The 22,801-nt window shown below is 72.7% G+C and carries 19 protein-coding genes; 13 read left to right on the top strand and 6 right to left on the bottom strand.

The features are described 5' to 3' along the window. Positions 1-82: 82 nt before the first annotated feature. The 3 genes from BS80_RS33465 to BS80_RS33455 are packed head-to-tail and all read left to right on the top strand — an operon-like array spanning position 83 to position 3,440. Positions 83-1,300, top strand: coding sequence for a hypothetical protein (locus BS80_RS33465; RefSeq protein ID WP_035805152.1), 1,218 nt, complete (start codon positions 83-85; stop codon positions 1,298-1,300). Continuing rightward, positions 1,297-1,923, top strand: a complete 627-nt coding sequence (locus BS80_RS33460) for a precorrin-8X methylmutase (protein ID WP_035805151.1) — start codon at positions 1,297-1,299, stop codon at positions 1,921-1,923. Before BS80_RS33465 ends, BS80_RS33460 begins: the two co-directional genes overlap by 4 nt. After that, positions 1,920-3,440 carry a precorrin-2 C(20)-methyltransferase gene (locus tag BS80_RS33455; protein ID WP_035805150.1) on the top strand — a complete coding sequence of 507 codons (1,521 nt, stop codon included), beginning with the start codon at positions 1,920-1,922 and terminating at the stop codon, positions 3,438-3,440. Before BS80_RS33460 ends, BS80_RS33455 begins: the two co-directional genes overlap by 4 nt. A gap of 563 nt (positions 3,441-4,003) precedes the next feature. On the opposite strand, the gene BS80_RS33450 is transcribed toward BS80_RS33455, so the two are convergent. Both BS80_RS33450 and BS80_RS33445 read right to left on the bottom strand, forming a co-directional pair. Next, a complete protein-coding gene (locus BS80_RS33450; RefSeq protein WP_035805149.1) occupies positions 4,004-4,942 on the bottom strand; it encodes an SDR family oxidoreductase in 939 nt (312 codons plus the stop codon). A 44-nt stretch (positions 4,943-4,986) separates the two neighbouring features. Then, positions 4,987-5,739 (bottom strand): cobalt-precorrin-6A reductase, encoded by a 753-nt coding sequence (locus BS80_RS33445; RefSeq protein WP_035805148.1) that lies wholly within the window; start codon positions 5,737-5,739, stop codon positions 4,987-4,989. A gap of 44 nt (positions 5,740-5,783) precedes the next feature. Here BS80_RS33445 and BS80_RS33440 point away from each other — a divergent pair, with 44 nt between their 5' ends. Next, a complete protein-coding gene (locus BS80_RS33440; protein ID WP_157536743.1) occupies positions 5,784-6,917 on the top strand; it encodes a cobalt-precorrin-5B (C(1))-methyltransferase in 1,134 nt (377 codons plus the stop codon). Here the strand turns inward: BS80_RS33440 and cobM are convergent. The 4 genes from cobM to BS80_RS33420 all read right to left on the bottom strand — a co-directional run bounded on the left by cobM (position 6,908) and on the right by BS80_RS33420 (position 10,446). After that, positions 6,908-7,660, bottom strand: coding sequence for a precorrin-4 C(11)-methyltransferase (cobM, locus tag BS80_RS33435; protein WP_035805144.1), 753 nt, complete (start codon positions 7,658-7,660; stop codon positions 6,908-6,910). The genes BS80_RS33440 and cobM overlap by 10 nt on opposite strands. Further along, positions 7,657-8,925 (bottom strand): bifunctional cobalt-precorrin-7 (C(5))-methyltransferase/cobalt-precorrin-6B (C(15))-methyltransferase, encoded by a 1,269-nt coding sequence (locus tag BS80_RS33430; RefSeq protein ID WP_035805143.1) that lies wholly within the window; start codon positions 8,923-8,925, stop codon positions 7,657-7,659. Before BS80_RS33430 ends, cobM begins: the two co-directional genes overlap by 4 nt. A gap of 80 nt (positions 8,926-9,005) precedes the next feature. After that, positions 9,006-10,007 (bottom strand): zinc-binding dehydrogenase, encoded by a 1,002-nt coding sequence (locus tag BS80_RS33425; protein WP_035805142.1) that lies wholly within the window; start codon positions 10,005-10,007, stop codon positions 9,006-9,008. 40 nt (positions 10,008-10,047) lie between these two features. Next, entirely contained in the window at positions 10,048-10,446 is a 399-nt protein-coding gene (locus tag BS80_RS33420; protein ID WP_035805141.1) for a RidA family protein, read from the bottom strand. Between the two features lie 295 nt (positions 10,447-10,741). Between BS80_RS33420 and BS80_RS33415 the strand changes: the two genes are divergently transcribed. From BS80_RS33415 to BS80_RS43695, 9 genes are all read left to right on the top strand, one after another. Beyond that, positions 10,742-11,773 (top strand): TauD/TfdA family dioxygenase, encoded by a 1,032-nt coding sequence (locus BS80_RS33415; protein ID WP_035805138.1) that lies wholly within the window; start codon positions 10,742-10,744, stop codon positions 11,771-11,773. Then, positions 11,770-13,599 carry a non-ribosomal peptide synthetase gene (locus BS80_RS33410; RefSeq protein ID WP_035805136.1) on the top strand — a complete coding sequence of 610 codons (1,830 nt, stop codon included), beginning with the start codon at positions 11,770-11,772 and terminating at the stop codon, positions 13,597-13,599. Before BS80_RS33415 ends, BS80_RS33410 begins: the two co-directional genes overlap by 4 nt. After that, entirely contained in the window at positions 13,596-14,375 is a 780-nt protein-coding gene (locus tag BS80_RS33405; RefSeq protein WP_232246748.1) for a thioesterase II family protein, read from the top strand. Before BS80_RS33410 ends, BS80_RS33405 begins: the two co-directional genes overlap by 4 nt. After that, on the top strand, positions 14,372-14,887 hold the full coding sequence (locus BS80_RS33400; RefSeq protein WP_051967542.1) for a cobalamin B12-binding domain-containing protein: 516 nt from the start codon (positions 14,372-14,374) through the stop codon (positions 14,885-14,887). The genes BS80_RS33405 and BS80_RS33400 overlap by 4 nt, the downstream gene beginning before the upstream one ends. Next, the gene (locus BS80_RS33395) at positions 14,884-16,224 is read left to right on the top strand and encodes a methylaspartate mutase (protein ID WP_051967541.1); all 1,341 of its coding nucleotides are present in this window, start codon (positions 14,884-14,886) and stop codon (positions 16,222-16,224) included. The genes BS80_RS33400 and BS80_RS33395 overlap by 4 nt, the downstream gene beginning before the upstream one ends. Positions 16,225-16,258: 34 nt before the next feature. After that, entirely contained in the window at positions 16,259-17,260 is a 1,002-nt protein-coding gene (locus BS80_RS33390; RefSeq protein WP_035805135.1) for an asparagine synthetase A, read from the top strand. Next, positions 17,257-18,543: a glutamate synthase-related protein gene (locus tag BS80_RS33385; protein WP_035805134.1), complete on the top strand. Its 1,287-nt coding sequence runs from the start codon at positions 17,257-17,259 to the stop codon at positions 18,541-18,543. The genes BS80_RS33390 and BS80_RS33385 overlap by 4 nt, the downstream gene beginning before the upstream one ends. A gap of 48 nt (positions 18,544-18,591) precedes the next feature. Beyond that, positions 18,592-18,792: an MbtH family protein gene (locus BS80_RS33380; protein ID WP_035805130.1), complete on the top strand. Its 201-nt coding sequence runs from the start codon at positions 18,592-18,594 to the stop codon at positions 18,790-18,792. 179 nt (positions 18,793-18,971) lie between these two features. Beyond that, a complete protein-coding gene (locus BS80_RS43695) occupies positions 18,972-22,799 on the top strand; it encodes a non-ribosomal peptide synthetase (protein WP_083975637.1) in 3,828 nt (1,275 codons plus the stop codon). Positions 22,800-22,801 lie beyond the last annotated feature (2 nt).

Genomic DNA, 22,801 nt, shown 5'->3' with positions numbered 1-22,801 from the left:
GGCCGGCCGTGCAGGCCCGCCCGGCAGCATAGTAAGCGTTGTCACGCCCCAGGTGGGGCTTACGGCCGGTCGGATCATCGGTATGCTCGCGGCCATGTCACCCTCACCCTCCCCCGTCGAGCCTGCCCGTATCCGGGCTGCTCGGGGGCGCGACGACGCCTGCCCGGGCGCGCTGCGGCTGCACACGGCGGACGACGGGGCGCTGGCCCGGGTGCGGGTGCCGGGCGGGTTGCTGTCGTCCGGTCAGGCGCTGGTGCTGGCGGACGCCGCGACCGCGCTGGGGGACGGCGCGCTGGAGACCACCTCGCGCGGCAACGTCCAGCTGCGCGGCCTGCCCGCCGACGCCGGTGCGGAGTTGGGCGCCCGGCTGCGCGCGGCCGGGCTGCTGCCCTCGGACACCCACGACCGGGTGCGCAACATCGTCGCCTCGCCGCTGGCGGGGCTGCCCGGCGGCGGGCCGGACCTGCGCGGCTGGGTGCGCGAGCTGGACGCACTGCTCCAGAGCAGCGAGATCGCCCGCGCGCTCTCCGGCCGCTTCCTCTTCGCGCTGGACGACGGGACGGGCGACGTCGCGGCGCTGGACGCCGATGTGACATTGATCGCACAGCCCGTCGGGAGCGCCCTGCTGCGGCTCGGGCGGTCGGCGGACGCGGCGCCGGTGGCCGATCCGGTGCGGGCCGCGCTGGCCGCCGCCGAGGCGTTCGTCGGGCTGCGCAGCGGGACCTGGCGGGTGTGCGAGGCCGATCCGGACGGCGCGCTGCTGGCCGGCCGGCTCGGGCTCGAGCCGCGTCCGCTGCCCGTGCTGCCCGGCACCCGTCCCGCCGTCGGGGCGCGGGAGGGCGCGCTCTGCGTCGGCCTGCGCTTCGGCCGGGCTACCGCGGAGCAGTGGCGGTTGCTGGCGGCGCAGGCCGACGAGCTGCGGGTGACCCCGTGGCGCGGCGTCGTGCTGCCGGGTGCCGACCCCGCCGCGCTGCCCGCCCTCGCCGCCGCCGGTCTGCGCACCGACCCCGGTTCGGCCTGGGAGCGGGCCACCGCCTGTACCGGCGCGCCGGGTTGTGCCAAGGCACTGGCGGACGTCCGGGCCGAGGCCGCGGCCGCGCTGGACGCCACCGCCGGTCCGGCCGGCCGGCCGGTCCACTGGTCGGGCTGCGAACGCCGCTGCGGCCACCCGGTCGGCGACTGGGTGGACGTGCTGGCCACCGGTGACGGCTACCGCATCTCCCACCAGCCAGGAAACGCCACCGAAGTGACGAACCAACAGATGGCGGCAGCGGTCGCTGCGGCCCGGAGGACCACGTGATCGAGTACGAGAAGGACGGCGCGGCGATCTACCGCGAGTCCTTTGCCACCATCCGCGCCGAGGCCGACCTCGCGGCGCTGCCCGCCGACGTCTCCCAGGTCGCGGTGCGGATGATCCACGCGTGCGGGATGACCGACCTGGTCGCCGACCTGCTGTGGACCCCCGGCGTGGTGTCCGCCGCCCGGGCCGCGCTGCGGGCCGGCGCGCCGATCCTGTGCGACGTCTCGATGGTGGCCAGCGGCGTCACCCGCAAGCGGCTGCCCGCCGACAACGAGGTGATCTGCACCCTCTCCGACCCCTCGGTGCCCGCGCTCGCGGCCGAGCTCGGCACCACCCGCAGCGCGGCGGCCATGGAGCTGTGGCGCGACCGGCTGGAGGGCTCGGTGGTCGCCGTCGGCAACGCGCCGACCTCGCTCTTCCGGCTGCTGGAGATGATCGAGGCGGGCGCCCCCCGCCCGGCCGCCGTGATCGGCGTCCCGGTCGGCTTCATCGGCGCGGCCGAGTCCAAGCAGGCGCTGGCCGAGCACCCCTCCGGCCTGGAACACCTGGTGGTGCGCGGGCGGCGCGGCGGCAGCGCCATCGCGGCCGCCGCCCTGAACGCGATTGCGAGTGAGATCGAATGACGGACCGTGGGACAGAGCGCGAGAGCGGCCGGCTCTACGGCGTCGGCCTCGGCCCGGGCGACCCGGACCTGATGACCGTGCGCGCCGCCGCGCTGATCGGCAAGGCCGACGTGGTGGCCTACCACAGCGCCCGGCACGGCCGCTCGATCGCCCGCTCGATCGCGGCCCGCTACCTGCACGACGGCCAGCTCGAGGAGCCGTTGGTCTACCCGGTCACCACCGAGACCACCGACCACCCCGGCGGCTACCGGGGCGCGTTGGACGAGTTCTACGAGGAGGCCGCGGCGCGTCTGGCGGCCCACCTGGACGCCGGCCGCGACGTGGTGGTGCTCGCCGAGGGCGACCCGATGTTCTACGGCTCGTACATGCACATGCACAAGCGGCTCGCGCACCGCTACCCGACCGAGGTGGTCCCCGGGGTGACCTCGGTGAGTGCCGCGGCCGCCCGGCTGGGCCGGCCGCTGGTCGAGGCGGAGGAGGTGCTGACCATCCTGCCGGGCACGCTGCCCGAGGAGGAGCTGACGGCGCGGCTGGCCGCCACCGACTCGGCCGCGATCCTCAAGCTCGGCCGGACCTTCCCGACCGTGCGCCGCGCGTTGGAGCGCTCGGGACGGCTGGCGGACGCGCAGTTCGTCGAGCGGGCCACCATGGCGGGGGAGCGGATGGCGCCGCTCGCCGAGGTGGACCCGGAGTCCGTCCCGTACTTCTCGGTGGCGATCCTGCCGAGCCGGATCGGGCTGCCGACGGACGAAGCTCCCTCTTCGAAGGAGGGCGAGGTCGTCGTGGTGGGCCTCGGCCCGGCCGGACCGCTCTGGCTGACCCCCGAGGCACGCGGTGAACTCGCCGCCGCCGACGAGCTGGTGGGCTACACCACCTACCTCGACCGGGTGCCGGTGCGACCGGGACAGCTGCGGCACGGCTCGGACAACAAGGTCGAGGCCGAGCGCGCGGAGTTCGCCCTGGAGCTGGCCCGGCGCGGGCGCCGGGTCGCGGTGGTCTCCTCCGGCGACCCGGGCGTCTTCGCGATGGCCACCGCCGTCCTGGAGGCCGCCTGCGCCGACCCGTACCGCGAGGTGCCGGTCCGGATCGTCCCCGGCATGACGGCCGCGCACGCCGCCGCCTCCCGCGCGGGCGCCCCGCTCGGCCACGACTACGCGGTGGTCTCGCTCTCCGACCGGCTCAAGCCGTGGTCGGCGGTGGCGACCCGGCTGCGCGCGGCCGCCTCGGCCGACCTGGTGCTGGCGCTCTACAACCCCGGTTCGCAGAGCCGAACCACCCAGGTCGGCCTGGCCCGCGACCTGCTGCTCGAACACCGCGCGCCCGACACCCCCGTGGTGATGGCCCGGGACGTCGGCGGTCCCACCGAGCGGGTCCGCACCGTCCGGCTCGCCGACCTCGACCCGGCCGAGGTCGACATGCGCACCATCCTGCTGATCGGCTCCTCGCAGACCCGGGCGGTCCGCCGCGGCGACGGCACCGAGGTCGTCTGGACCCCGCGCCGCTACCCCGAGGACTGACCGCGGGAGGTCCGCGAACCTCTGCGACGACGTCGGCCCGGCCGCGCACACGCTGCGCGGCCGGGCCGACGTGGGTTTCGCCAATCAGCGCCGCTTGCTGGCGCTCTGATGTGGCGTCAGTTCGTCTTTAGGTCCAACTCGTGTCCTCCCCGGAGCTGTTGCTCGGGAACTGGGCGGGCACGACCTGAGAGACTCCCCCGAAAACCGACATGACTGTCCCCTCTTTCTCGCTACTGCTGATGACGGTCGGACCCTTCGGCACCGCGTGACGGCATGACGACGACACCCGTGTGTGCGGAGGGGTCCTGTGGGTCGATTCGCCGTGTCGCGGCTGCCATCCCCTGTGTGGCAGCCGCCGGTTCCGGCTTGACATCCTTGACGCTACCGGCTGTACCGGCGTCGGCGGTACTGGATTTGTCGCTCCCGGAGCGTCCGCCGACGCACCGGGTGGGGGCTTGTTCCCCCGGCTGATGTCATCAATCTATCGGCCGGGACTGACAACGGCCCGGCGCACGCAGGGGCGCGCCGGGCCGTGTCGGGGGTTGCTCGGTCGATCGGAGGAGTCAGGCGGGGAAGGACACCGCCGTCAGCTGTTCGGAGACCGCCCAGAGCCGGGCCGCCGTCGAGGCGTTGCGGGCCTGGAAGGGGATCCGGGCCGTCGTGGGCAGGCCGGTGAGACCGCCGAGCCCGTCCGGGCCGTAGTAACCGCCGCCCACCGCACGGGCGCTGGTGGCGGCCACCAGGCTGGGCAGCGCGCCGAACGCGGGCTCCTGGAAGACCCCCGGCACGCGGGTGGACCACTCGTTGAGGTTGAACGCGCCGGGGGCCTTGCCGAGGGCGGGGCCGTTGCGCGTCAGGTTGGTCCGGGTGAAGCCCGGGTGCGCCGCGGTGCTGAGGATGCCCCAGCCGTGCCGGGCGCTGCGCCGGTCCAGCTCCAGGGCGAACATCAGGTCGGCCAGCTTGGAGCGGCTGTAGGCGTCCCAAGCACTGTACCGGCGCTCGGCGTTGAGGTTACCGAAGTCGATCCGGCCGGGGTGCGCGGCCAGGCTGCTGACGGTGACCACCCGGGGTGCGTCGGCGGCGCGCAGCAGGGGTGCCAGGCGGGCGGTGAGCGCGAAGTGGCCGAGGTAGTTGGTGCCGAACTGGAGCTCGAAGCCGTCCGCGGTGGAGTGCCGGGTGGGCACCGCCATCACCCCGGCGTTGTTCACCAACAGGTCGACGGGCGCGCCGCGGTCGGCCAGCAGCCCGGCGAAGGCGGCCACCGACTCCAGGCTGGACAGGTCCAGCGCCCCCACCGACACCACCGCGTCCGGGGCGTCCCGGCGGATCAGCTCGGCCGCCGCCTCGCCCTTCGCGCCGTCCCGGACGGCCAGCACCACCTCCGCGCCGGCCAGCGCCAGCCGTCGCGCGGTCTCGAAGCCGATCCCGCTGTTCGCGCCGGTCACCACGGCCAGGCGGCCGCTCTGGTCGGGGACGACGATGTTCTGGGGCCTGCGGGCCACGACGGGCTCCTCTCGACGGAACGGAACGCGCGACGGTAACGGTGTCACCGGACGGTATCCCAGTGTGCGCGCAGCCAGGTCAGCGCCTCGTCCACGTCCGCCACCACCGGCACCCCGGCGGGCGCCGCCGGCCGCCGCACGATCAGCACCGGCAGGCCGAGTTCGCGCGCCACGGCCAGCTTCGGCGCGGTCGCCGCGCCCCCGCTGTCCTTCGTCACCAGGACGTCGATCCGGTGCTCGCGGAACACCGCCCGCTCGGCGGCCAGGTCGAACGGCCCCCGGGCGAGCAGCACCACGAGGTCGGCGGGCAGCGGCGGGTCCGGCGGCTCCACCGAACGGGCCACGATGTGCACCCCCCGGACCCCTGCGAACGCCGCCATGCCCAGCCGTCCGGTGGTCAGCAGCGCCCGCCGCCCCAGGCCCGGCAGGGCGGCGGCGGCCTCCTCCAGCGAGTCCACCGGATGCCAGCGGTCCCTGGACACCGGGACCCAGCTGGGCCGGCGCAGCGCGAGCAGGGGAGTATGGACGGCGGCGGCCGCCTCGGCCGCGTTACGGCTGATGGCCTGGGCGAAGGGATGCGTGGCGTCGATGAGGGTGTGCACGTGCTGCGACCGCAGCCAGTCGGCGAGGCCCTGGGCGCCGCCGAAGCCGCCCACCCGGACCTCCCCGGCCGGCAGCCGCGGTTCGGCGACCCGGCCGGCCAGCGAACTGGTCACCCGTACGGTCGGGTCGGCGGCCAGCTCGGCCGCCAGGCGGCGGCCCTCGGTGGTGCCGCCGAGGATCAGGATGTGCCGCACGGGTGGTCCTTCCCAGGGGTTGCGGTCGGGTCATGGTGTCGGACATGGCTGAGGCGGTGGGCGGCCGCGCGGAGCAGCTGCGCAGCAGCGGCCTGCGGCCCGGCTGGACGACCGGCGCGTGCGCCACCGCCGCCGCCACGGCCGCCTACACCGCGCTGCTCACCGGCGAGTTCCCCGACCCGGTGACGATCACGCTGCCCAAGGGCCAGCAGCCCGCCTTCGCGCTGGCGGGCGAGGAGTTGGAGGAGCGGCGGTCGGCGATGGCGGCCGTCGTGAAGGACGCCGGCGACGACCCGGACGTGACGCACGGCGCGGTGGTCCGCGCGACGGTGCGCCCAGCCGCCGCCGGCAGCGGGGTGCTCTTCCGGGCCGGCAGCGGCGTCGGTACGGTCACCAAGGCCGGGCTGCCGCTGGCGGTCGGCGAGCCCGCGATCAACCCGGTGCCCCGGCAGATGATGCGCGACGCGGTGGCGGCGGTGGCCGCCCGGCACGGCGGAACCGGCGACGTCACGATCGAGATCTCCATCGACGACGGTGCCGAGATCGCGCGCAGCACCTGGAATCCGCGCCTCGGCATCCTCGGCGGCCTCTCGGTGCTGGGGACCACCGGCATCGTGGTCCCGTACTCCTGCTCGGCCTGGATCGACAGCATCCGGCGCGGCGTGGACGTGGCGCGCGCCGCGGGCCGTACGCATGTCGCGGGCTGCACCGGCTCGACCTCTGAGCGGGTCGCGGTGGCCGAGCACGGGCTGCCCGAGGACGCGCTGCTCGACATGGGCGACTTCGCCGGCGCCGTGCTCAAGTACCTGCGCCGCCACCCGGTGGAGCGGCTGACCATCGCCGGCGGGTTCGCCAAGCTCTCCAAGCTGGCCGCCGGGCATCTCGACCTGCACTCCGCACGCTCCCAGGTGGACAAGGGTTTCCTGGCCGCTCTCGCCCGCGAGGGCGGCGCCGGGCCCGAGTTGGCGGCCGCGGTGGCGGCGGCCAACACCGGCCTGGAGGCCGTCCAGCTCTGCGCGGCGGCGGGCGTGCCGCTCGGCGACCTGGTGGCCCGAGGCGCCCGGGCGACGGCGCTCGGCGTGCTGCGCGAGGCGCCGGTCGCGGTCGACGTGATCTGCATCGACCGGGCCGGCACCGTGGTGGGCCGAGCCGAACCGCTGGCCAACGGTCAGAGCTGAACGGACCGGTCGCGCTCGCAGGAGTACAGGTGGCTGTCGGGGAACTGCTCGGCCGCCAGCGTCCGGCCGACCATGATGACGGCGGTGCGCACCACCCCGGCCGCCTTGACCTGCCCGGCGATGTCGGCCAGCGTGCCGCGCAGCACCAGTTCGTCGGGGCGGCTGGCCATCGCGACCACGGCCGCCGGGCAGTCCGGGCCGTAGTTCGGCAGCAGTTCGTCGACCACCCGGTCGACGTAGCGGGCGGCCAGGTGCAGCACCAGCAGGGCGCCGCTGCGGCCGAGCGTGGCCAGGTCCTCGCCCGCGGGCATCGGCGTGGCCTGCTGCGCGATCCGGGTCAGGATCACCGTCTGGCCCACCGTCGGCACGGTCAGCTCGCGCCCCAGCGCCGCCGCGGCGGCGGCGAAGGCCGGCACGCCCGGGACGATCTCGTACGGCACCCCGGCCGCGTCCAGCCGGCGCATCTGCTCGGCGACGGCGCTGAACACCGAGGGGTCGCCGGAGTGCAGCCGCGCGACGTCGTGGCCCGCCTCGTGGGCGCTGACCAGTTCGGCCGTGATCGCGTTCAGGTCCAGCCGCGCGGTGTCCACCAGCCGGGCGCCGGGCGGGCATTCGGCCAGCAGCTCGGCCGGCACCAGGCTGCCCGCGTAGAGGCAGACCTCGCAACGGGCCAGCAGTCGGGCGCCGCGCAGCGTGATCAGGTCGGCGGCGCCGGGGCCCGCGCCGATGAAGTAGACGGTCACGATGCTTCTCCTTCAGGGGACTTGACGAGCGACTCGGCGGCCGGCTTGACGACCGACCACTGGGTGACCGGCATCGACTGCCGCCACCCGGTGAAGCCGCCGACCGGGACGGCGTGGGCGACGGCGAGGCGCAGCAACTCGCCGCCCAGGCGGCGGTACCACGTGGTGAGCAGGGCCTCGGACTCCAGCGTCACGGTGTTGGCGACCAGCCGTCCGCCCGGTGCCAGCGAGGCCCAGCAGGCCTCCAACAGGCCGGGCGCGGTCAGCCCGCCGCCGATGAACACCGCGTCCGGGGTGGGGAGTCCGGCCAGCGACGCGGGGGCGGCGCCGGTCACCACGCGCAGCCTCGGCACGCCCAGCGCGGCGGCGTTGCGGCTGATCCGCCCGGCCCGCACCGGGTCGCGCTCCACGCTGACGGCCTGACAGCTGCGGTGCGCGCGCAGCCACTCGATCGCGATGCTGCCGGAGCCGCCGCCGACGTCCCAGAGCAGTTCGCCGGGCCGTGGCGCGAGCGTGGCCAGCGTCGCCGCCCGGACGTGACGCTTCGTCAGCTGTCCGTCACTCTCGAAGAGTTCGTCCCGCAGCCCGGGGACCAGGGAGGACGCCACGGTGTCCGGCTCGGCCCGGCAGTGCACCGCGACGATGTTCAGCGGATCGCCGGCCGGCCGCGCCCAGTCGCGCGCGAGCCCGTCCAGCACCCGTTCGCCGGGACCACCCAGCTGCTCCAGCACCCGCAGCTCGCTGGCGCCGTAGCCGAGTTCGTCCAGCAGGGCGGCCACCGCGGCGGGGGTGCCCGCGTCGGCGCTGAGCACCAGCAGCCGTCGCCCGTCGTGCAGTGCCCCGGCCAGGGTGGCCAGTGGGCGCCCGACCAGGCTGACCGTCTCGGTCTCCTCCAGCGCCCAGCCCAGGCGCGCGCAGGCGTAACTGACCGAGGACGGGTGCGGCAGCACCCGCAGGCGGTCGGCGCCCAGCAGCTCGGTCAGCGTGCGCCCGATCCCGAAGAACATCGGGTCACCGCTGGCCAGCACCGCCACCCGTCGTCCGGCGTGCTCGGCCAGCAACCCGGGCACGGCGGGCCGCAACGGCGAGGGCCAGACCACCCGGGCGGCCGGCACCCCGGCGGGCAGCAGCGCCAGCTGCCGGCTCCCGCCGATCACCACCTCGGCCCCCTCCAACGCCGCCCGCGAAGCCGGCGCGAGCCCGGCCCAACCGTCCGCGCCGATGCCCACGACCGTCACCGGCGGGGTGGTTGCTGGGCTGGTCAACGGGGTCTCCTCGCAGGTCCGGGCAGGGGCACCGGCAGCCTACCCGGCCCTGCCGCCGGGCCCGGGACCAGCCCGCGGGCTCACGGCCGCAGGACGATCCGGATCGGGTTGCCCTGCTTGGTCGCCAGGCGCCGCACAGCCTCCGGCGCCTCGGCGAGCGGCAGGATCTCGCTGACGGACCGGGAGAGGTCCAGGCGGCCGCGCGCGGTGAGCGCCACCAACTGCTCGATGTGCTCGGGGCGTGAGCCGTAGTGGCCCAGGATCTGCTGGCCGAGGTAGCTGAAGCGGATGCCGTCGGTCACCGTGATCGGCTGGTCGCTGAGCCCGACCAGCACCAGCTTGCCGCGCTCGCCCAGGGCGCGGATCGCCTGCTCGCGCACCTGTGGGACGCCGGCGAAGTCGAACGCGACGCCCAGTCCGGTGCCACCGGTGGCGGCCGTCATGGCCTGGGCGAAGTGCTCGTCGGCGGGGTCCAGCGCGACGTCCGCGCCGAACTCCAGCGCCCGTTCGCGGGCGGCCGGCAGCGGGTCCACGGCGATCACGGGGGACGCCCCGATCAGCCGCAGCAACTGGACCGCGTGCGCGCCGAGGCCGCCGACGCCCCAGACGCCGACCGCCTGGGCCGGCTGGGTCTGCGCGGTGTCGGTGATCGCCGCCCAGGGGGTGGAGACCGCGTCGGGAATGAAGCAGGCCTGCTCGAACGGCAGCCCGTCCGGGATCGGGACCACGGTGTCGGCGCGGGCCACCGCGTACTGCGCCCAGCCACCGTCGTAGTCGACCCCGCGGGTGAAGACCACGCCGTCGCGCGGCTCGCCGGCCCGCAGCAGCACCCGCTGACCGGTCGTCAGGCCGGTCACGCCGTCGCCGACCTCGTCGATCGTGCCCGCGCTCTCGTGCCCGAGGGTCACCGTGTCGCCCGCCAGCAGGACCGGCGTGAGCGTGCCGTCGATGAGGTGCACGTCGGAGAGGCAGACCCCGGCGGCGGCGACCTTGATCCGCACCTCGCCCGGTGCGGCGTGCGGCGTCGGCACCTCCTCCATCGAGAAGACGCGGGTCCTGATGTTGAGTCGCCCTGCGAGCATCGTCGTTGCCTTCCGGTGGGGGGAGAGGTCCGGGATCAACCTACCGAGGTCCGGTCGGGTCGATGGCGGCGATGGCGTCGATGGAGACCAGCCGGCCGCCCGCGAGGCCGACCACGGCCGCCGTGCGTGCGGGCGGGTCGGCCGGGAAGGCCTCGGCGTAGGCGGCGTTGATCGCCGGGAGGTCGGCGAGGTCGGTGTAGAGGACGGTGGTCCGCACGACGTCGCGCAGGTCCGCGCCCGCGACCCGCAGGACGTGCTCCAGGTTGCGCAGCGCCTGGCGGCACTGGGCCGCCGCACCGCCGTCGGGGACCGTCCCGGTGGCGGGGTCCACGCCGGGCTGGGCCGAGACGAAGAGCAGGCCGCCCGCGCGGACGGCCGGTGAGTAGGGGCCGTGCACGGGCAGCCCGGGGCTGCTGACGGTCTCGCGGAACGGGATCACGGTGGACCAACCTCGGTGCTCGTGGGGATCTGACTGCTTTGCGTCATCGGTGCGAGGCAGAACGTATCCGAGGGCGCCGCCGGCCGGCCCGGGTGGGGGTCTGACCACGCCGTTGATCCTCCATAGATATTCCGTAGAGATCGTATAGATCCCCGTCGGTGAGACTTTCGGCGATTCCCCGGGACGCGTCCTTGGCGCCCCCGATCCGACGCTCCGACGACGATTCGGGATTCCCCGGGATATCGGCGCCAGGAGATCGTCCCGTCACATCTCACAAAGGAAAGGGCGCGATATCATGCCTCCCTCCTCAAGTCCACCAGAAACCCTGGAATGGACCCTTGCCGAAGGAAAGCCGGCTACCGCCGTCGTCCCCGGGTTCGAGGACATCGAGGATGCCTGCGGCTGGCTGACCGCACTGCTTCCCGCCCTTCGCACGGCCCTGCGGGAGCACGGCGCGCTCTACCTGCGCGGGCTGCCGGTCTCCACCGTCGAGGACTTCGCACGGGTCCGGGACGTCCTGATCCCCCAGCGGACGCCCTACCGGGAGAAGGCGACGCCGCGCAGCAGCTTCGGCAACGACGTCTACTCGTCCACCGACCTGCCGCCGGCCCAGCCGATCCGGATGCACAACGAGAACAGCTACACGCTGACCTTCCCCGGGCTTCTCATGTTCGCCTGCCTCATCGCCCCCGAGCAGGGCGGCGCGACACCCGTGGCGGACTGTCGAAACGTCCTGCGCGAGCTGCCCGCCGACCTGGTCGAACGGGTACGTCGCAGTGGCTGGGCGTTGAACCGCAGTTACTCCGAGCACATCTCGGTGAGCTGGCAGAAGGCCTTTGCCACCGAGAACCGGGAGCAGGTGGAGGAGTACTGCGCCGAGAACCTGATCTCCTGCCGATGGGACGACGAGGGAAATCTCAAGACCGCTCAGCGGCGGCCGGGAATCATCCGGCATCCGGAGACCGGTGAGGAGGTCTGGTTCAATCACCTCGCCTTCTGGAGTTCCTGGTCGCTGGACGAGGAACTGCGCGAGACCCTCGTCGACGAGTTCGGCGCGGACGGTCTGCCGTTCGAGACCGGCCTGGGCGACGGGCAGCCGCTGACCCGCGAGGACCTCGAAACCCTCAACGCCGCCTACGAGAAGGCCACCGTGCGGCAGACCTGGCAGCCGGGCGACATCATGCTCGTCGACAACGTGCTCACGTCGCACGGCCGTGACCCGTTCCAGGGGGACCGGAAGATCGTCGTCGCGATGGGCAACCCGGTCGACCTCGCGGACTGCCGGCCGACGGTCGACGCCTCCGCGCTGGTCGGGGGCACGGCATGAGCGTTCTCGACGACAGCCCGGTCACGGCCGTCCGGCCGGCGCCGGTCGACCCGCTGACCCGTTTCCGGCAGGCGGTCGAGTCCACCCCGGACCGCACCGCCGTGCACGGGCCCGACCACACCCTGACCTTCGCCGAACTCGACCGCCGGACGGCCGACCTGGCCGCCCTGCTGGCCGGGCGCGGGATCGGGCGCGGTGCGCGGGTGGGCGTGAGCCTGCGGCGCGGCGCGGAGCTGGTCGTGGCGCTGCTCGCGGTGTGGCGCACGGGCGCGGCCTATGTGCCGCTGGACCCGGCCTACCCGGCCGAGCGGCTCGCCCACATGGTGCGCGACGCGGGCCTGCGGACCGTGCTGGCCGGGACCGACAGCACGGTCGCGTGGCCGGCCGGGGTCGAGATCCTGTCCCCGGCGGTACCGGCGGTACCGGCGGTACCGGCGGTGTCCTCGGCTTCGGCGGCAGCGGTGGCCGAGGTAGCCGCGGCCGACCCGGCGTACGTGATCTTCACCTCCGGCTCGACGGGAACGCCGAAGGGCGTCGAGGCCACCAGGGGTGGCGTCGCCGCCCTCGTCGCGGGCCTGGAGGGCGCCGGCTTCTACGACGGGCACCCGCGCGTCGTGGCCTGGAACGCCAGCATCTCCTTCGACGCCTCCGTCCAGCAGTGGGTACGGATCTGCCGTGGCGACACCCTCGTGGTGATCGGCGAGAGCGAGCGCACCGACCCCGCCAGGCTCCGCGCCCTGCTGGACGAACACGCCGTCGACGACCTCGACCTGACCCCCTCGCACTGGGAGGTGCTGCGCGAGGTCCTGCTCGCACCCACCGCCGACGGCCGCAGGCTGCGGCTCTTCATGGGCGGCGAGCCGGTGCCGGTGGAGGTCTGGCGGGAGCTGGACCGGGCCCGCGCCGAGGGGACGCTCGAGGCCATCAACCTGTACGGCCCGACCGAGTGCACGGTGGACGCCACCGCGACCTGGATCACCGGCCCCGCCCCGCACATCGGCCGGCCCCTGCCGGGCGTCACCGCGTACGTCCTGGACGACTCCCTCGCCGCGCTCGGCGCCGGTGAGACCGGCGAACTCCACCTGGCGGGGCCCGCCGTGGCCAACGGCTACCTGGGCCGGCCCGCGCTCACCGCGCAGCGGTTCGTCGCCGACCCGTTCACCCCGGGCGGCCGGATGTACCGCACCGGGGACCAGGTACGGCTGCGCGCGGACGGTGGCATCGACTACCTGGGCCGGACCGACCGGCAGATCAAGATCCGCGGCTACCGGGTGGAACTCGGCGAGATCGAGTCCGCGCTCGCCGCGCACCCGGACGTCCGGACGGCCGCCGTCGTGCTGCAGAGCACCACGACGGCCGGTGACCAGCTCGTCGGCTACTGGGTGCCGGCGGGCGACAGTGCCCCGCGCGCACGGGAGTTGCAGGAGCACCTGGCCGGCGTGCTGCCGTCGTTCATGATCCCCTCGGCCTTCGTCATGCTGGCGGCGCTGCCGCTGAGCGTGAACGGCAAGGTGGACCACCGGGCCCTGCCCGCCGCCGAGGAGGCCCTGTGGGCCGGTTCGGAGGAGAGCGAGCCGGGCGACGAGCCGCAGGGCGAGATCGAGACCCTGATCGCCGGCGTGTGGTCCGAGGTGCTCGGGCGGCCCCGGATCAGTCCCACCGACAACTTCTTCTCGCTGGGCGGGCATTCGCTCATCGCGCTGCGCGTCATCGGCCGACTGAAGAAGCAGTTCGGCATCACCGTGTCCACGAAGGAGGTCTACCGGCATCCCGAACTGCGCGAGCTGGCGGCCTTTGTGGCGACCCGTCAGGCGGAGGCCAAGTGAACACCGCGAACATCGCGCAGGACACCACCGTCATCAGCATCCGACGCCCGGAGAACCCGGCGCTGACCCTCGTCTGCCTGGGCTTCTGCGGGGGTGGCACGGCCTCGTACCACCTGTGGGGCGACGCCATGCCGGCCGACACCGCGCTCTCGGCGATCTGTTATCCAGGCCGGGAGGGCAGATTCCTGGACGACTTCGCCACCGACTGGGAGGAGTTGGCCCTCGACGCCACCGCCGCCGTACTGTCCGCCGTCGACGGACCGTACGTGCTCTTCGGACACAGCATGGGCGGCTGGATGGCGTTCGACGTGGCGGCGCGCATCGAGCGCAGTGGCGGGCCGGTCCCGCAGAGCCTGGTCGTCTCCTCCTGCAACGCGCCCGACCGGGGGCTGACGCCCAGGGACATGTTCCCCTCCCAGCAGGACGACGACGAGGGCCTGCTGCTCTGGATGAAGACCCATGGCCTGATGCCGGCCCATGTCCTGGAGGACCCCGAACTCCAGGAGATGAGCGTCGAGTTGATGCGCGCGGACATCCGCGTGCGGGACACCTTCCGGCACACTCCGGGCGCCACCGTCGGCATGCCGGTGCAGATGCTCTCGGGCGCCGCGGACGACGTCATCGAGGCGGACGCCGGCGAGCAGTGGCGCGCGTTGGCACGCGGCGCGTACCGCCACGACGTGCTGCCCGGCGGGCACTTCTACACCCCCGAGACCTGGCGGACGCTGCCCGGCAGGATCGCCGCGCTCAACTCCGCCGAGAGGGGCGAGGCATGAGTTCCGACCGGATCCTCGACGTGGTGGTCGCCGGCACCGAGTCCGACTCGCACACCTGGAACCTCGTCTTCCTCCAGCTGCTGCTGGAGGACTGGGGGCACCGGGTGGAGAACCTCGGACCGTGCCTGACGGGCGCGGAGTTGGCGCAGGCATGTGCCGACAGCGGCCCCGACCTGATCGTCCTCAGCAGCGTCAACGGGCACGGCGAGAGCGACGGACTGCGTGCCGTCGTGGAGCTGCGCGCCCTCGCCGAGCTGGCTCACACGCCGATCGTCATCGGCGGAAAGCTCGGCACCGGCCGGCAGCTGCAGAGCACTCCGGACGCCACGGGCGGCGGCGACTCGGCGGAGCAGATGTCCCGCCGGCTGTCCGCCGCCGGATTCTCGGCGGTCTTCCACGACCCGTCCGAGTTCCGGGAGTTCGAGCAGTTCGTCCGTTCCGTCGCGGCGTCGGGCGGCGTCGGGTCCGCGGTCCCGGTGCTGGAGAAGCTCCGAACGACCCCGGCCTCATGACCGGTCCGCAGGGCGCCGCGCCGGTGAACGCGTTCGCCGACTTCGTCCGACGCTCGCACGCGCGGGGCAGCCTCGTCGTGCAGCCGAGGATGGGATTCGGCGACCCCCGGGCCATGCGCGAGGGGCTGATCGCCGTCAAGGGGGCCAACGCCACCACCGTCGGCACCATCACCCTGGACAGCTACACCCGGCTCGGCAAGCTCGCCGACGCCCGGCGCGCCGTCGCCGAGGGCGGGGACCTCAACGGGTACCCGATCCGCACCCACGCCACGGCGACCAACCTGGCCGTCCTGGAGGGCGTGCGCGAGCGCGACTTCCCGGTGCAGGTGCGGCACGGCTCGGCCGCACCCCAGGGCATCATCGCCTCGTCCCTGGAGGCCGGACTGGACACCACCGAGGGCGGGCCGGTCTCCTACTGCCTGCCGTACGGCCGACTGCCGCTGCGCCAGGCCGTGCAGAACTGGGCACAGTCCTGCGAGGTGCTGGTCCAGGCCCGCGAGCGCGGGCTCGAGCCGCACGTCGAGACGTTCGGCGGCTGCATGCTCGGCCAACTCTGCCCGCCGAGCCTGCTGGTGGCGATCAGCCTGCTGGAAGGGCTGTTCTTCCGCCAACACGGCCTGCGCAGCGTCTCGCTGAGCTACGCGCAGCAGACCAACGCGGCCCAGGACCGGGAGGCGGTGCTCGCGCTGCGCCGGCTCGCCGACACGCTGATGCCGGACCTCGACTGCCACATCGTCATCTACAACTACATGGGGGTCTACCCCCGCACCCGGGCCGGCGCGTTGCTGCTCCTGGAGCAGGCCGCCGAACTGGCGGTCCGCACCGGAGCGGAGCGGCTCATCGTCAAGACGGCGGCGGAGGCCCACCGGATCCCCACCGTCGGCGAGAACGTCGAAGCACTGGAGATCGCGGCGCTGGCCGCACAGAACGCGGGCGGCTACGCCCCCTCGGGCTTGAGCTCCGGCTCCGGCTCCGGTGTCGCGGCGGCAGCGGCCGGCAGCGAGGTCCTCGACGAGGCGACGGCCCTGGTGCACGCCGTCCTCGACCTGAACGAGGACATCGGCGCGGCGCTGGTCGAGGCCTTCGCCAGGGGACTGCTGGACGTCCCCTACTGCCTGCATCCCGACAACGCCGGGCGCTCCAGGAGCTTCATCGAATCCGACGGGCGCCTGCGCTGGTCGCACACCGGCTCGCTTCCCGTCCGAGCCTCCGGACGCTCCGTCGCCGGCCAACGCATGACCGCCACCGACCTGTTGCAGGCGCTCTCCTACGTGGAGCAGACCTTCGACCGGGCGGCGGCCACCAACCTGGACCGGGCACTCCGGGCCCCTCACTGATCCGACTGCCGAACCCACCGAAAGAAGAGACACCTTGAGCAGCCAGTTCGCACCCTCACGGCCCGGCACGCCGCCGGAGCACCTCAAGAGCCCCGTGACGCAGTCCGTCCTGCGGATCCAGAACCAGATCGTCCAGGCCGCGCGTGAACTCCTGCTGGAGCAGGGCTTCGTGGAGCTGCTGCCGCCGATCATCGGTCCGGTCACCGACCCGGGCGGCCGCGGGGCCAAGCAGGTCGACATCGACTTCTACGGCAACCGCTACAAGCTGATGACCAGCGCGATCCTCTACAAGCAGGCGTCGCTGCTGGCCTTCGACAAGATCTTCTACGTTGCCCCCAACGTCCGCCTCGAACCCCTGGAGACGGCCGACACGGGCCGCCACCTGGCCGAGTTCCACCAGTTCGACGTCGAGATCGCCGGCGCCTCGCAGCAGGACGCGATGCGCGTCGCGCAGGACATCGTGACCGCGGCCGTCGCCCGCGTCGTGCGGACGATGGGCAGCGAGCTGGAGATCCTGGGCCGGGACCCCGACGCCTTCGCTCCGCTGCTCAACAAGACCGGCGCGTTCGAGCAGATCAGCCACACCGACGCGATGGAGGACCTGGTCCGGCTCGGCCACGAGCAGAACCACGACGCCGAGATCGACTGGGAGGGCGAGGGCATCCTCTCGCACAAGTCGGACTCGCCGTTCTTCATCATCGACTACCCCAAGGGATCGCGCGGCTTCTACGACCGCGAGGACCCCGAGCGCCCCGAGGTGCTGCGCAACTTCGACCTCATCGCCCCCGAGGGCTACGGCGAGCTGATCAGCGGCAGCGAGCGCGAGTACGACTACGCCCGGATCATCGCCCGGATGCGCGAGACCGGCGAGAACCCGGCCAAGTACGAGTGGTACCTGAAGATGGTCCGGGACGGCATTCCCAGCAGCTCCGGCTTCGGGATCGGCATCGAGCGGCTCACCCGCTACGTCGCGGGCCTCGACTCGGTCTGGAAGGCGACCGCCTTCCCGAAGATCCCCGGGGTGGTCTCGCCGTGACCGGCGTACTGAGCGCCCCCGGCTTCCCGGAGGCGTCGATCCGCTCCCGGGCCCGGGACGGCGCCCGCGGCGTGTTCCCCCCGATGGACGGCTACGGCCTGACCCTGTTCGGCGCCGGCGGCGTCAGCCGGCCCGGAACAGCCGAGGGCGGCACCGACCCGCTGGACGCGATGCGCCTCGTCCCGCCGGTCTTCATGCCCCAACGGCTGGAGATGCTCACCGAGTTGGCCCGCGAGCCGCTCTACGGCGACGTCGCGCTCGACACCGAGATCGGCGGCTTCCGTTCCCCGCTGCCGTTCTACGTCTCGGCCTTCGGCTCCACCCAGGTCTCCTCCTCCGGACTCGGCCTCGCGGTGAGCCGCCAGGCCGGGCGCCTCGGGATCCCGCTGGTCATCGGCGAGAACGTCGTCCCGACCAACGGCTATGCCGACAGCTCCGAGCAGACCGGCAACGGCATGCTCGCCCGGCTGCGCGCCTACGAGAGCGAACTCCCCGACGGGCTCGGCGGAATGGCCTTCCAGCAGAGCACCGAGGACGCGGACGCCGAGGTCTGGAACCTGCTCTACAGCGACCCCGGCGCCCAGCCGCTGCTGGAGTCCGGCCGCCTCGCCTTCGAACTCAAGGTGGGCCAGGGCGCCAAGCCCGGACTCGGCGGCATGACGGTGCTCCAGCGCGCCACGGCCGACCGGCTGGCCGGGCAGTACAGCACCGACGAGAGCGTGTTCGACGGTGGTGAGCAGGTGCTGCGGTGCAGCAGCCCCGGCACGTTCACGGCGGAGATCCTCCGCCAGCAGATCCGGTTCATGCGCAACAACTACCCGCGCGCCCGGGTCTGGGTGAAGCTCCCCCCGGGGCGCGACATCCACGACGCCGCGCAGGTCGCCTGGGCGAGCGGCGCCGACTCGGTGACCGTCGACGGCGCCGAGGGCGGCAGCGGCTGGGCACCCAGCAGCTTCCTCGACCAGGTGGGCCTCCCCCTCGCCGAGTGCCTGCGGCGGCTCGGGTCGCAGCCCCGCTCCCACTGCCTGCTGGTCTCCGGCCGGATGTGGGAGGGGGCCAGGGCCGTCAAGAGCCTCGCTCTGGGAGCCCGGGCCGTGGGCCTGGGCCGAGCCGCCCTGCTGGCGGCGGACGAGGACCCGGAGGAGGGCCTCGCCCGGCTCGTCGCCTGCCTCGCCCTGGAAACCCGGATGCTGATCAGCTCCCTGGGCAAGTACCGGCCGGCCGCCCTCGACCAGGACGACGTCTGGCTGCCGGGAGCGACCGGTCTCGGACACCTGGCGTAACGCGAACAGCTTTTTCCGACCTTCCGACCCCTGCAAGGGAGACCTGCCATGACGAATCCGTTCGAGGACGCCGACAGCACGTACGTGGTTCTCGTCAACGACCAGAACCAGCACTCGCTCTGGCCGAACCACATCGAGGTGCCGGCCGGCTGGACCACGGCCTTCGGCCAGAACAACCGCCAGGCGTGCCTGGACTACATCGACCAGCACTGGACCGACCTCGCGCCGCAGCGCGTGGCCGTCGGCTGAGTCGGATTCCCGACCCACTTTCTTTACCCACTTCTCCACCCCCGTTTCCGCTTTGAAGCACGCACACCGCGCTCCCCGAGGACCGCGACGACGCCTGTCCCGGCCGGGTCAAGCCCCCGGCCGGGGCGGGCGATCAGCTGCTTCGGAGCACCACCAGGACAGGCACTCAAGGGAGCGTCATGGCTCAGCCGAAGGAATCTACGACCGTGCAGAACGACCGGGCCGGTGAGGTGGTGTCGCTGCCGGAGGTGACTCTGGTGGAGTTGTTCGGTGCGCGGGTGGTGGGTGCGCCGGGTGCGGTGGCGTTGGTGTCGGGTGATCGTCGGGTGTCGTACGGGGAGTTGGATGGTCTGTCGGAGGGGTTGGCGGATCGTTTGGTGGGGTGGGGTGTGGGGCCGGGTGTGTTGGTGGGGGTGCGGCTTGAGCGTGGTGTGGACATGGTGGTGGCGTTGCTGGCGGTGTTGAAGGCCGGCGGTGCTTATACGTTGCTGGATCCGGATTTCCCGGTGGATCGTCTGGCGACGGTGGTGGCTGAGGCGGATGTGGCCTTGGTGCTGACGCGGGTGGGGATGCGGGGGGTGTTGTCGGGTCTGGATGTCGCGGTGTTGTGTGTGGATGAGCCGTGGGAGGCGTCGGCGGGTGTGGTGTCCCGGGCTGTGGTGGGTCCGGATGATGTGGCGTGTGTGATGTTCACGTCGGGTTCGACGGGTCGGCCGAAGGGTGTGGCGGCGCCGCATCGGGCTTTGGTGGGGACGTATCTGGGTCAGGATTACTGTGAGTTCGGTGCGGGTGAGGTGTTCCTGCAGTGTTCTCCGGTGTCGTGGGACGGTTTTGCGTTGGAGTTGTTCGGTGCGTTGGTGCATGGTGCGGTGTGTGTGTTGCAGGCGGGGCAGAATCCTCAGCCGCATCTGATTGAGGCGTTGGTGGTGGAGCATGGGGTGACGATGCTTCAGTTGTCGGCGAGTCTGTTCAATTTCTTGGTGGATGAGTATCCGGGGGCGTTCGCTGGGGTGCGGACGGCGTTTACGGGTGGTGAGAGTGGTTCGGTGGCGCATGTCGCCAAGGTGTTGGGTCTGTATCCGGGTCTGCGGGTGGGTAATGGGTATGGGCCTGCGGAGAGCATGGGTTTCACGACCTGCCACACCGTCACAGACGCCGACCTCACCAGCGCGGCACTGCCGATCGGCCGCGCGGTCACCCACAAGCGGGCGTTCGTGCTGGACGGGTCACTGCGCGCCGCGCCGGTGGGTGTGGTGGGGGAGATCTATGTGGCGGGTGCGGGGTTGGCGCACGGGTATACGGGTCGTCCGGGTCTGACGGCGGAGCGTTTCGTCGCGAACCCGCACGGCGGTCCGGGTGAGCGGATGTATCGCACCGGGGACCTGGGGCGTCTGCGGGCGGACGGGGTGTTGGAGTACGCGGGTCGTATCGACGACCAGGTGAAGATCCGTGGCTTCCGCGTCGAGCCGGGTGAGGTCGCCGCCGTGCTGACCGGGCATGCGACGGTCGGGCAGGGTGTGGTGGTGGTGCGGGAGGACCGGCCGGGGGACAAGCGCCTCGCGGCGTACGTGGTCCCCGCCGACGGACACAGCGTGGACGTTGCGGAGCTGCGTGCGCACGTGGCGGGGCTGCTGCCGGAGTACATGGTCCCGTCCGGGTTCGTGGTGCTGGAGGTGCTGCCGCTGACGCCCAATGGCAAGCTCGACCAGCGCGCCCTGCCGGCCCCCACCACCACCGTCGCAGGGCAGGGCGGTCGCAGTGCGCGCTCTGCGGAGGAGGAGATCCTCTGCGCACTGTTCGCCGAGATCCTGGACGTGCCGTCGGTCGGCGTGGACGACGACTTCTTCGCCCTGGGCGGCCACTCCCTGAAGGCAGCCCAGCTGCTCAGCTGGATCCGGTCGACGCTCGGCGTCCAGCTCGGCATCCGTGACCTGTTCGACTCGCCGACCGTGTCCGGTGTGGTGGGCAGGCTCACGGAGGGCCGTCCGGCGCGTCCGGCGGTCGTGGTGGCTGAGCGTCCGGAGGTGCTGCCGCTGTCGTTCGCGCAGCAGCGTCTCTGGGTGCTGGACCAGATGGAGGGTCCGTCGGGGACGTACAACATTCCGGTCGCGGTCCGGTTGCGTGGTGTGGTGGATGTGGCCGCGTTGCGGGCGGCGGTCGATGACGTGGTCGGGCGGCACGAGGCCCTGCGCACGTGCTACCCCACGGTCGACGGTGAGCCGTACCAGCTGGTCGTGCCGGCCGCCGAGGCCCGGGTCCCCTTCACGGTGGTGGAGTGCGACAACGAGCGCCTGGCGCAGGAGGTGCAACAGACGTCGTTCGCGCCGTTCGACCTGGCGACCGAACTGCCCATCCGCGTCGAGCTGTTCGAGCTGGGCGAGGACGAGTCGATGCTCGTCCTGACGCTGCACCACATCGCCAGTGACGGCTGGTCCAACGGCCCGCTCTGGGACGGTCTCTCCTCGGCCTACCGGGCTCGCGTCGCGGGGCAGGCCCCCGACTGGGAGCCGCTGTCCTTCCAGTACGCCGACTACACGCTCTGGCAGCACGAGTTGCTGGGGGAGGTGCTGGACCAGCAGCTCGCCCACTGGCGGCAGGCGTTGGAGGGCGCGCCGGAGGAGCTGGCGCTGCCGATCGACCGGCCTCGCCCGGCGGTCGCCAGCCATGAGGGCGACATCGTCGAGTTCCACCTGGACGCCGAACTGCACGCCGGCCTCGACAGCATGGCGCGTCAGTACGGCGTGACGCTGTTCATGGTGCTGCACGCCGGGCTTGCGGCGCTGCTCACGCGGATGGGTGCGGGGACGGATGTCCCGATCGGCACGGTGGTGGCGGGTCGTTCGGACCAGGCGCTCGACGATCTGGTCGGGTTCTTCGTCAACACGCTGGTCCTGCGCACTGATACGTCGGGTGCGCCGACCTTCGGTGAGCTGCTCGACCGGGTCCGCGAGACGGACCTTGCGGCGTTCACGCATCAGGATCTGCCGTTCGAGCGGCTGGTGGAGGAGCTGAACCCGACGCGCTCGTTGGGGCGGCATCCGCTGTTCCAGGTGATGCTGGCGCTGCAGAACAACTTCGACGGTTCCCTTCAACTCCCCGATGTCACCGCACAGTCGGAGCCGTTCGCCCTTGCACCGGCGAAGTTCGACCTCGACTTCACCTTTGCGGAGGAGCGCACCGGCGCGGGTGTGCCCGCTGGTGTCCACGCGACTCTCCAGTACGCGATGGATCTCTTCGATCGTGGTACCGCGTGCGCGTTGGCGGAGCGGTTGGTGCGGTTGCTGGTGGCGGTGGTGGGTGATCCCGAGGTGCCGGTCGGCTCGGTGGAGTTGCTGGGTGGGGTGGAGCGTGAGCTGGTCCTGTCGGGGTGGAACGACACGGCCCATGCGGTGGGCGATGGGCGGATGCTGTCGGAGATCTTCGAGGAGCATGTGCGGTCGGCGCCGGGGGCGAGGGCGTTGGTGCATGGGGAAGGTGTGCTGTCGTTCGGTGAACTGAACGCGCGGGCGAACAGGTTGGCGCGGTTGTTGATCGGTCGGGGGGTGGGCCCGGAGGCGCGGGTGGCGGTGTTGTTGCCGCGTGGGGCGGATCTGGTCGTGGCGTTGCTGGCGGTGTTGAAGGCCGGTGGTTGTTATGTGCCGGTGGATCCGGAGTATCCGGCGGATCGGGTCGCGTACATGCTGGAGGATTCGGCGCCGGCGGTGGTGATCACCGATGCTGCGGGCTTGGGGAGTTCGGGTTCGGTGCCGGTGGTGTGTGTCGATGACCCGGGTGTGGTGGGGGAGTTGGCGTCTCTGTCGGTGGTTGATGTGGTCGATGCGGAGCGGGTGGGGGTGCTGGGTTCGGGTCATGCGGCGTATGCGGTGTATACGTCGGGGTCGACGGGCCGGCCCAAGGGTGTGGTGGTGGAGCACGGTTCGTTGGTGAATCTGTTCCATGCGCATGTTGAGGAGGTGTTTGCGGCGGAGTTGGCGGCGCTTGGGGTCGGGCGTTGCGGGCGGCGTTGATC

Origin of the sequence: Kitasatospora mediocidica KCTC 9733 (assembly GCF_000744225.1) — a bacterium.
Lineage (GTDB): Bacteria > Actinomycetota > Actinomycetes > Streptomycetales > Streptomycetaceae > Kitasatospora > Kitasatospora mediocidica.
The sequence above is the reverse complement of the archived record's forward strand: the minus strand, read 5'-3'. Positions and strand labels throughout refer to the sequence as shown.

Excerpts from the sequence above, each read along its gene's own strand:
- BS80_RS43695 (WP_083975637.1), top strand. The coding sequence starts at position 18,972 with ATGGCTCAGCCGAAGGAATCTACGACCGTGCAGAACGACCGGGCCGGT.
- BS80_RS33455 (WP_035805150.1), top strand. The coding sequence starts at position 1,920 with ATGACGGACCGTGGGACAGAGCGCGAGAGCGGCCGGCTCTACGGCGTC.
- BS80_RS33395 (WP_051967541.1), top strand. The coding sequence starts at position 14,884 with ATGACCGGTCCGCAGGGCGCCGCGCCGGTGAACGCGTTCGCCGACTTC.
- BS80_RS33465 (WP_035805152.1), top strand. The coding sequence starts at position 83 with ATGCTCGCGGCCATGTCACCCTCACCCTCCCCCGTCGAGCCTGCCCGT.
- BS80_RS33410 (WP_035805136.1), top strand. The coding sequence starts at position 11,770 with ATGAGCGTTCTCGACGACAGCCCGGTCACGGCCGTCCGGCCGGCGCCG.
- BS80_RS33415 (WP_035805138.1), top strand. The coding sequence starts at position 10,742 with ATGCCTCCCTCCTCAAGTCCACCAGAAACCCTGGAATGGACCCTTGCC.
- BS80_RS33425 (WP_035805142.1), bottom strand. The coding sequence starts at position 10,007 with ATGCTCGCAGGGCGACTCAACATCAGGACCCGCGTCTTCTCGATGGAG.
- BS80_RS33380 (WP_035805130.1), top strand. The coding sequence starts at position 18,592 with ATGACGAATCCGTTCGAGGACGCCGACAGCACGTACGTGGTTCTCGTC.
- BS80_RS33440 (WP_157536743.1), top strand. The coding sequence starts at position 5,784 with ATGGCTGAGGCGGTGGGCGGCCGCGCGGAGCAGCTGCGCAGCAGCGGC.
- BS80_RS33400 (WP_051967542.1), top strand. The coding sequence starts at position 14,372 with ATGAGTTCCGACCGGATCCTCGACGTGGTGGTCGCCGGCACCGAGTCC.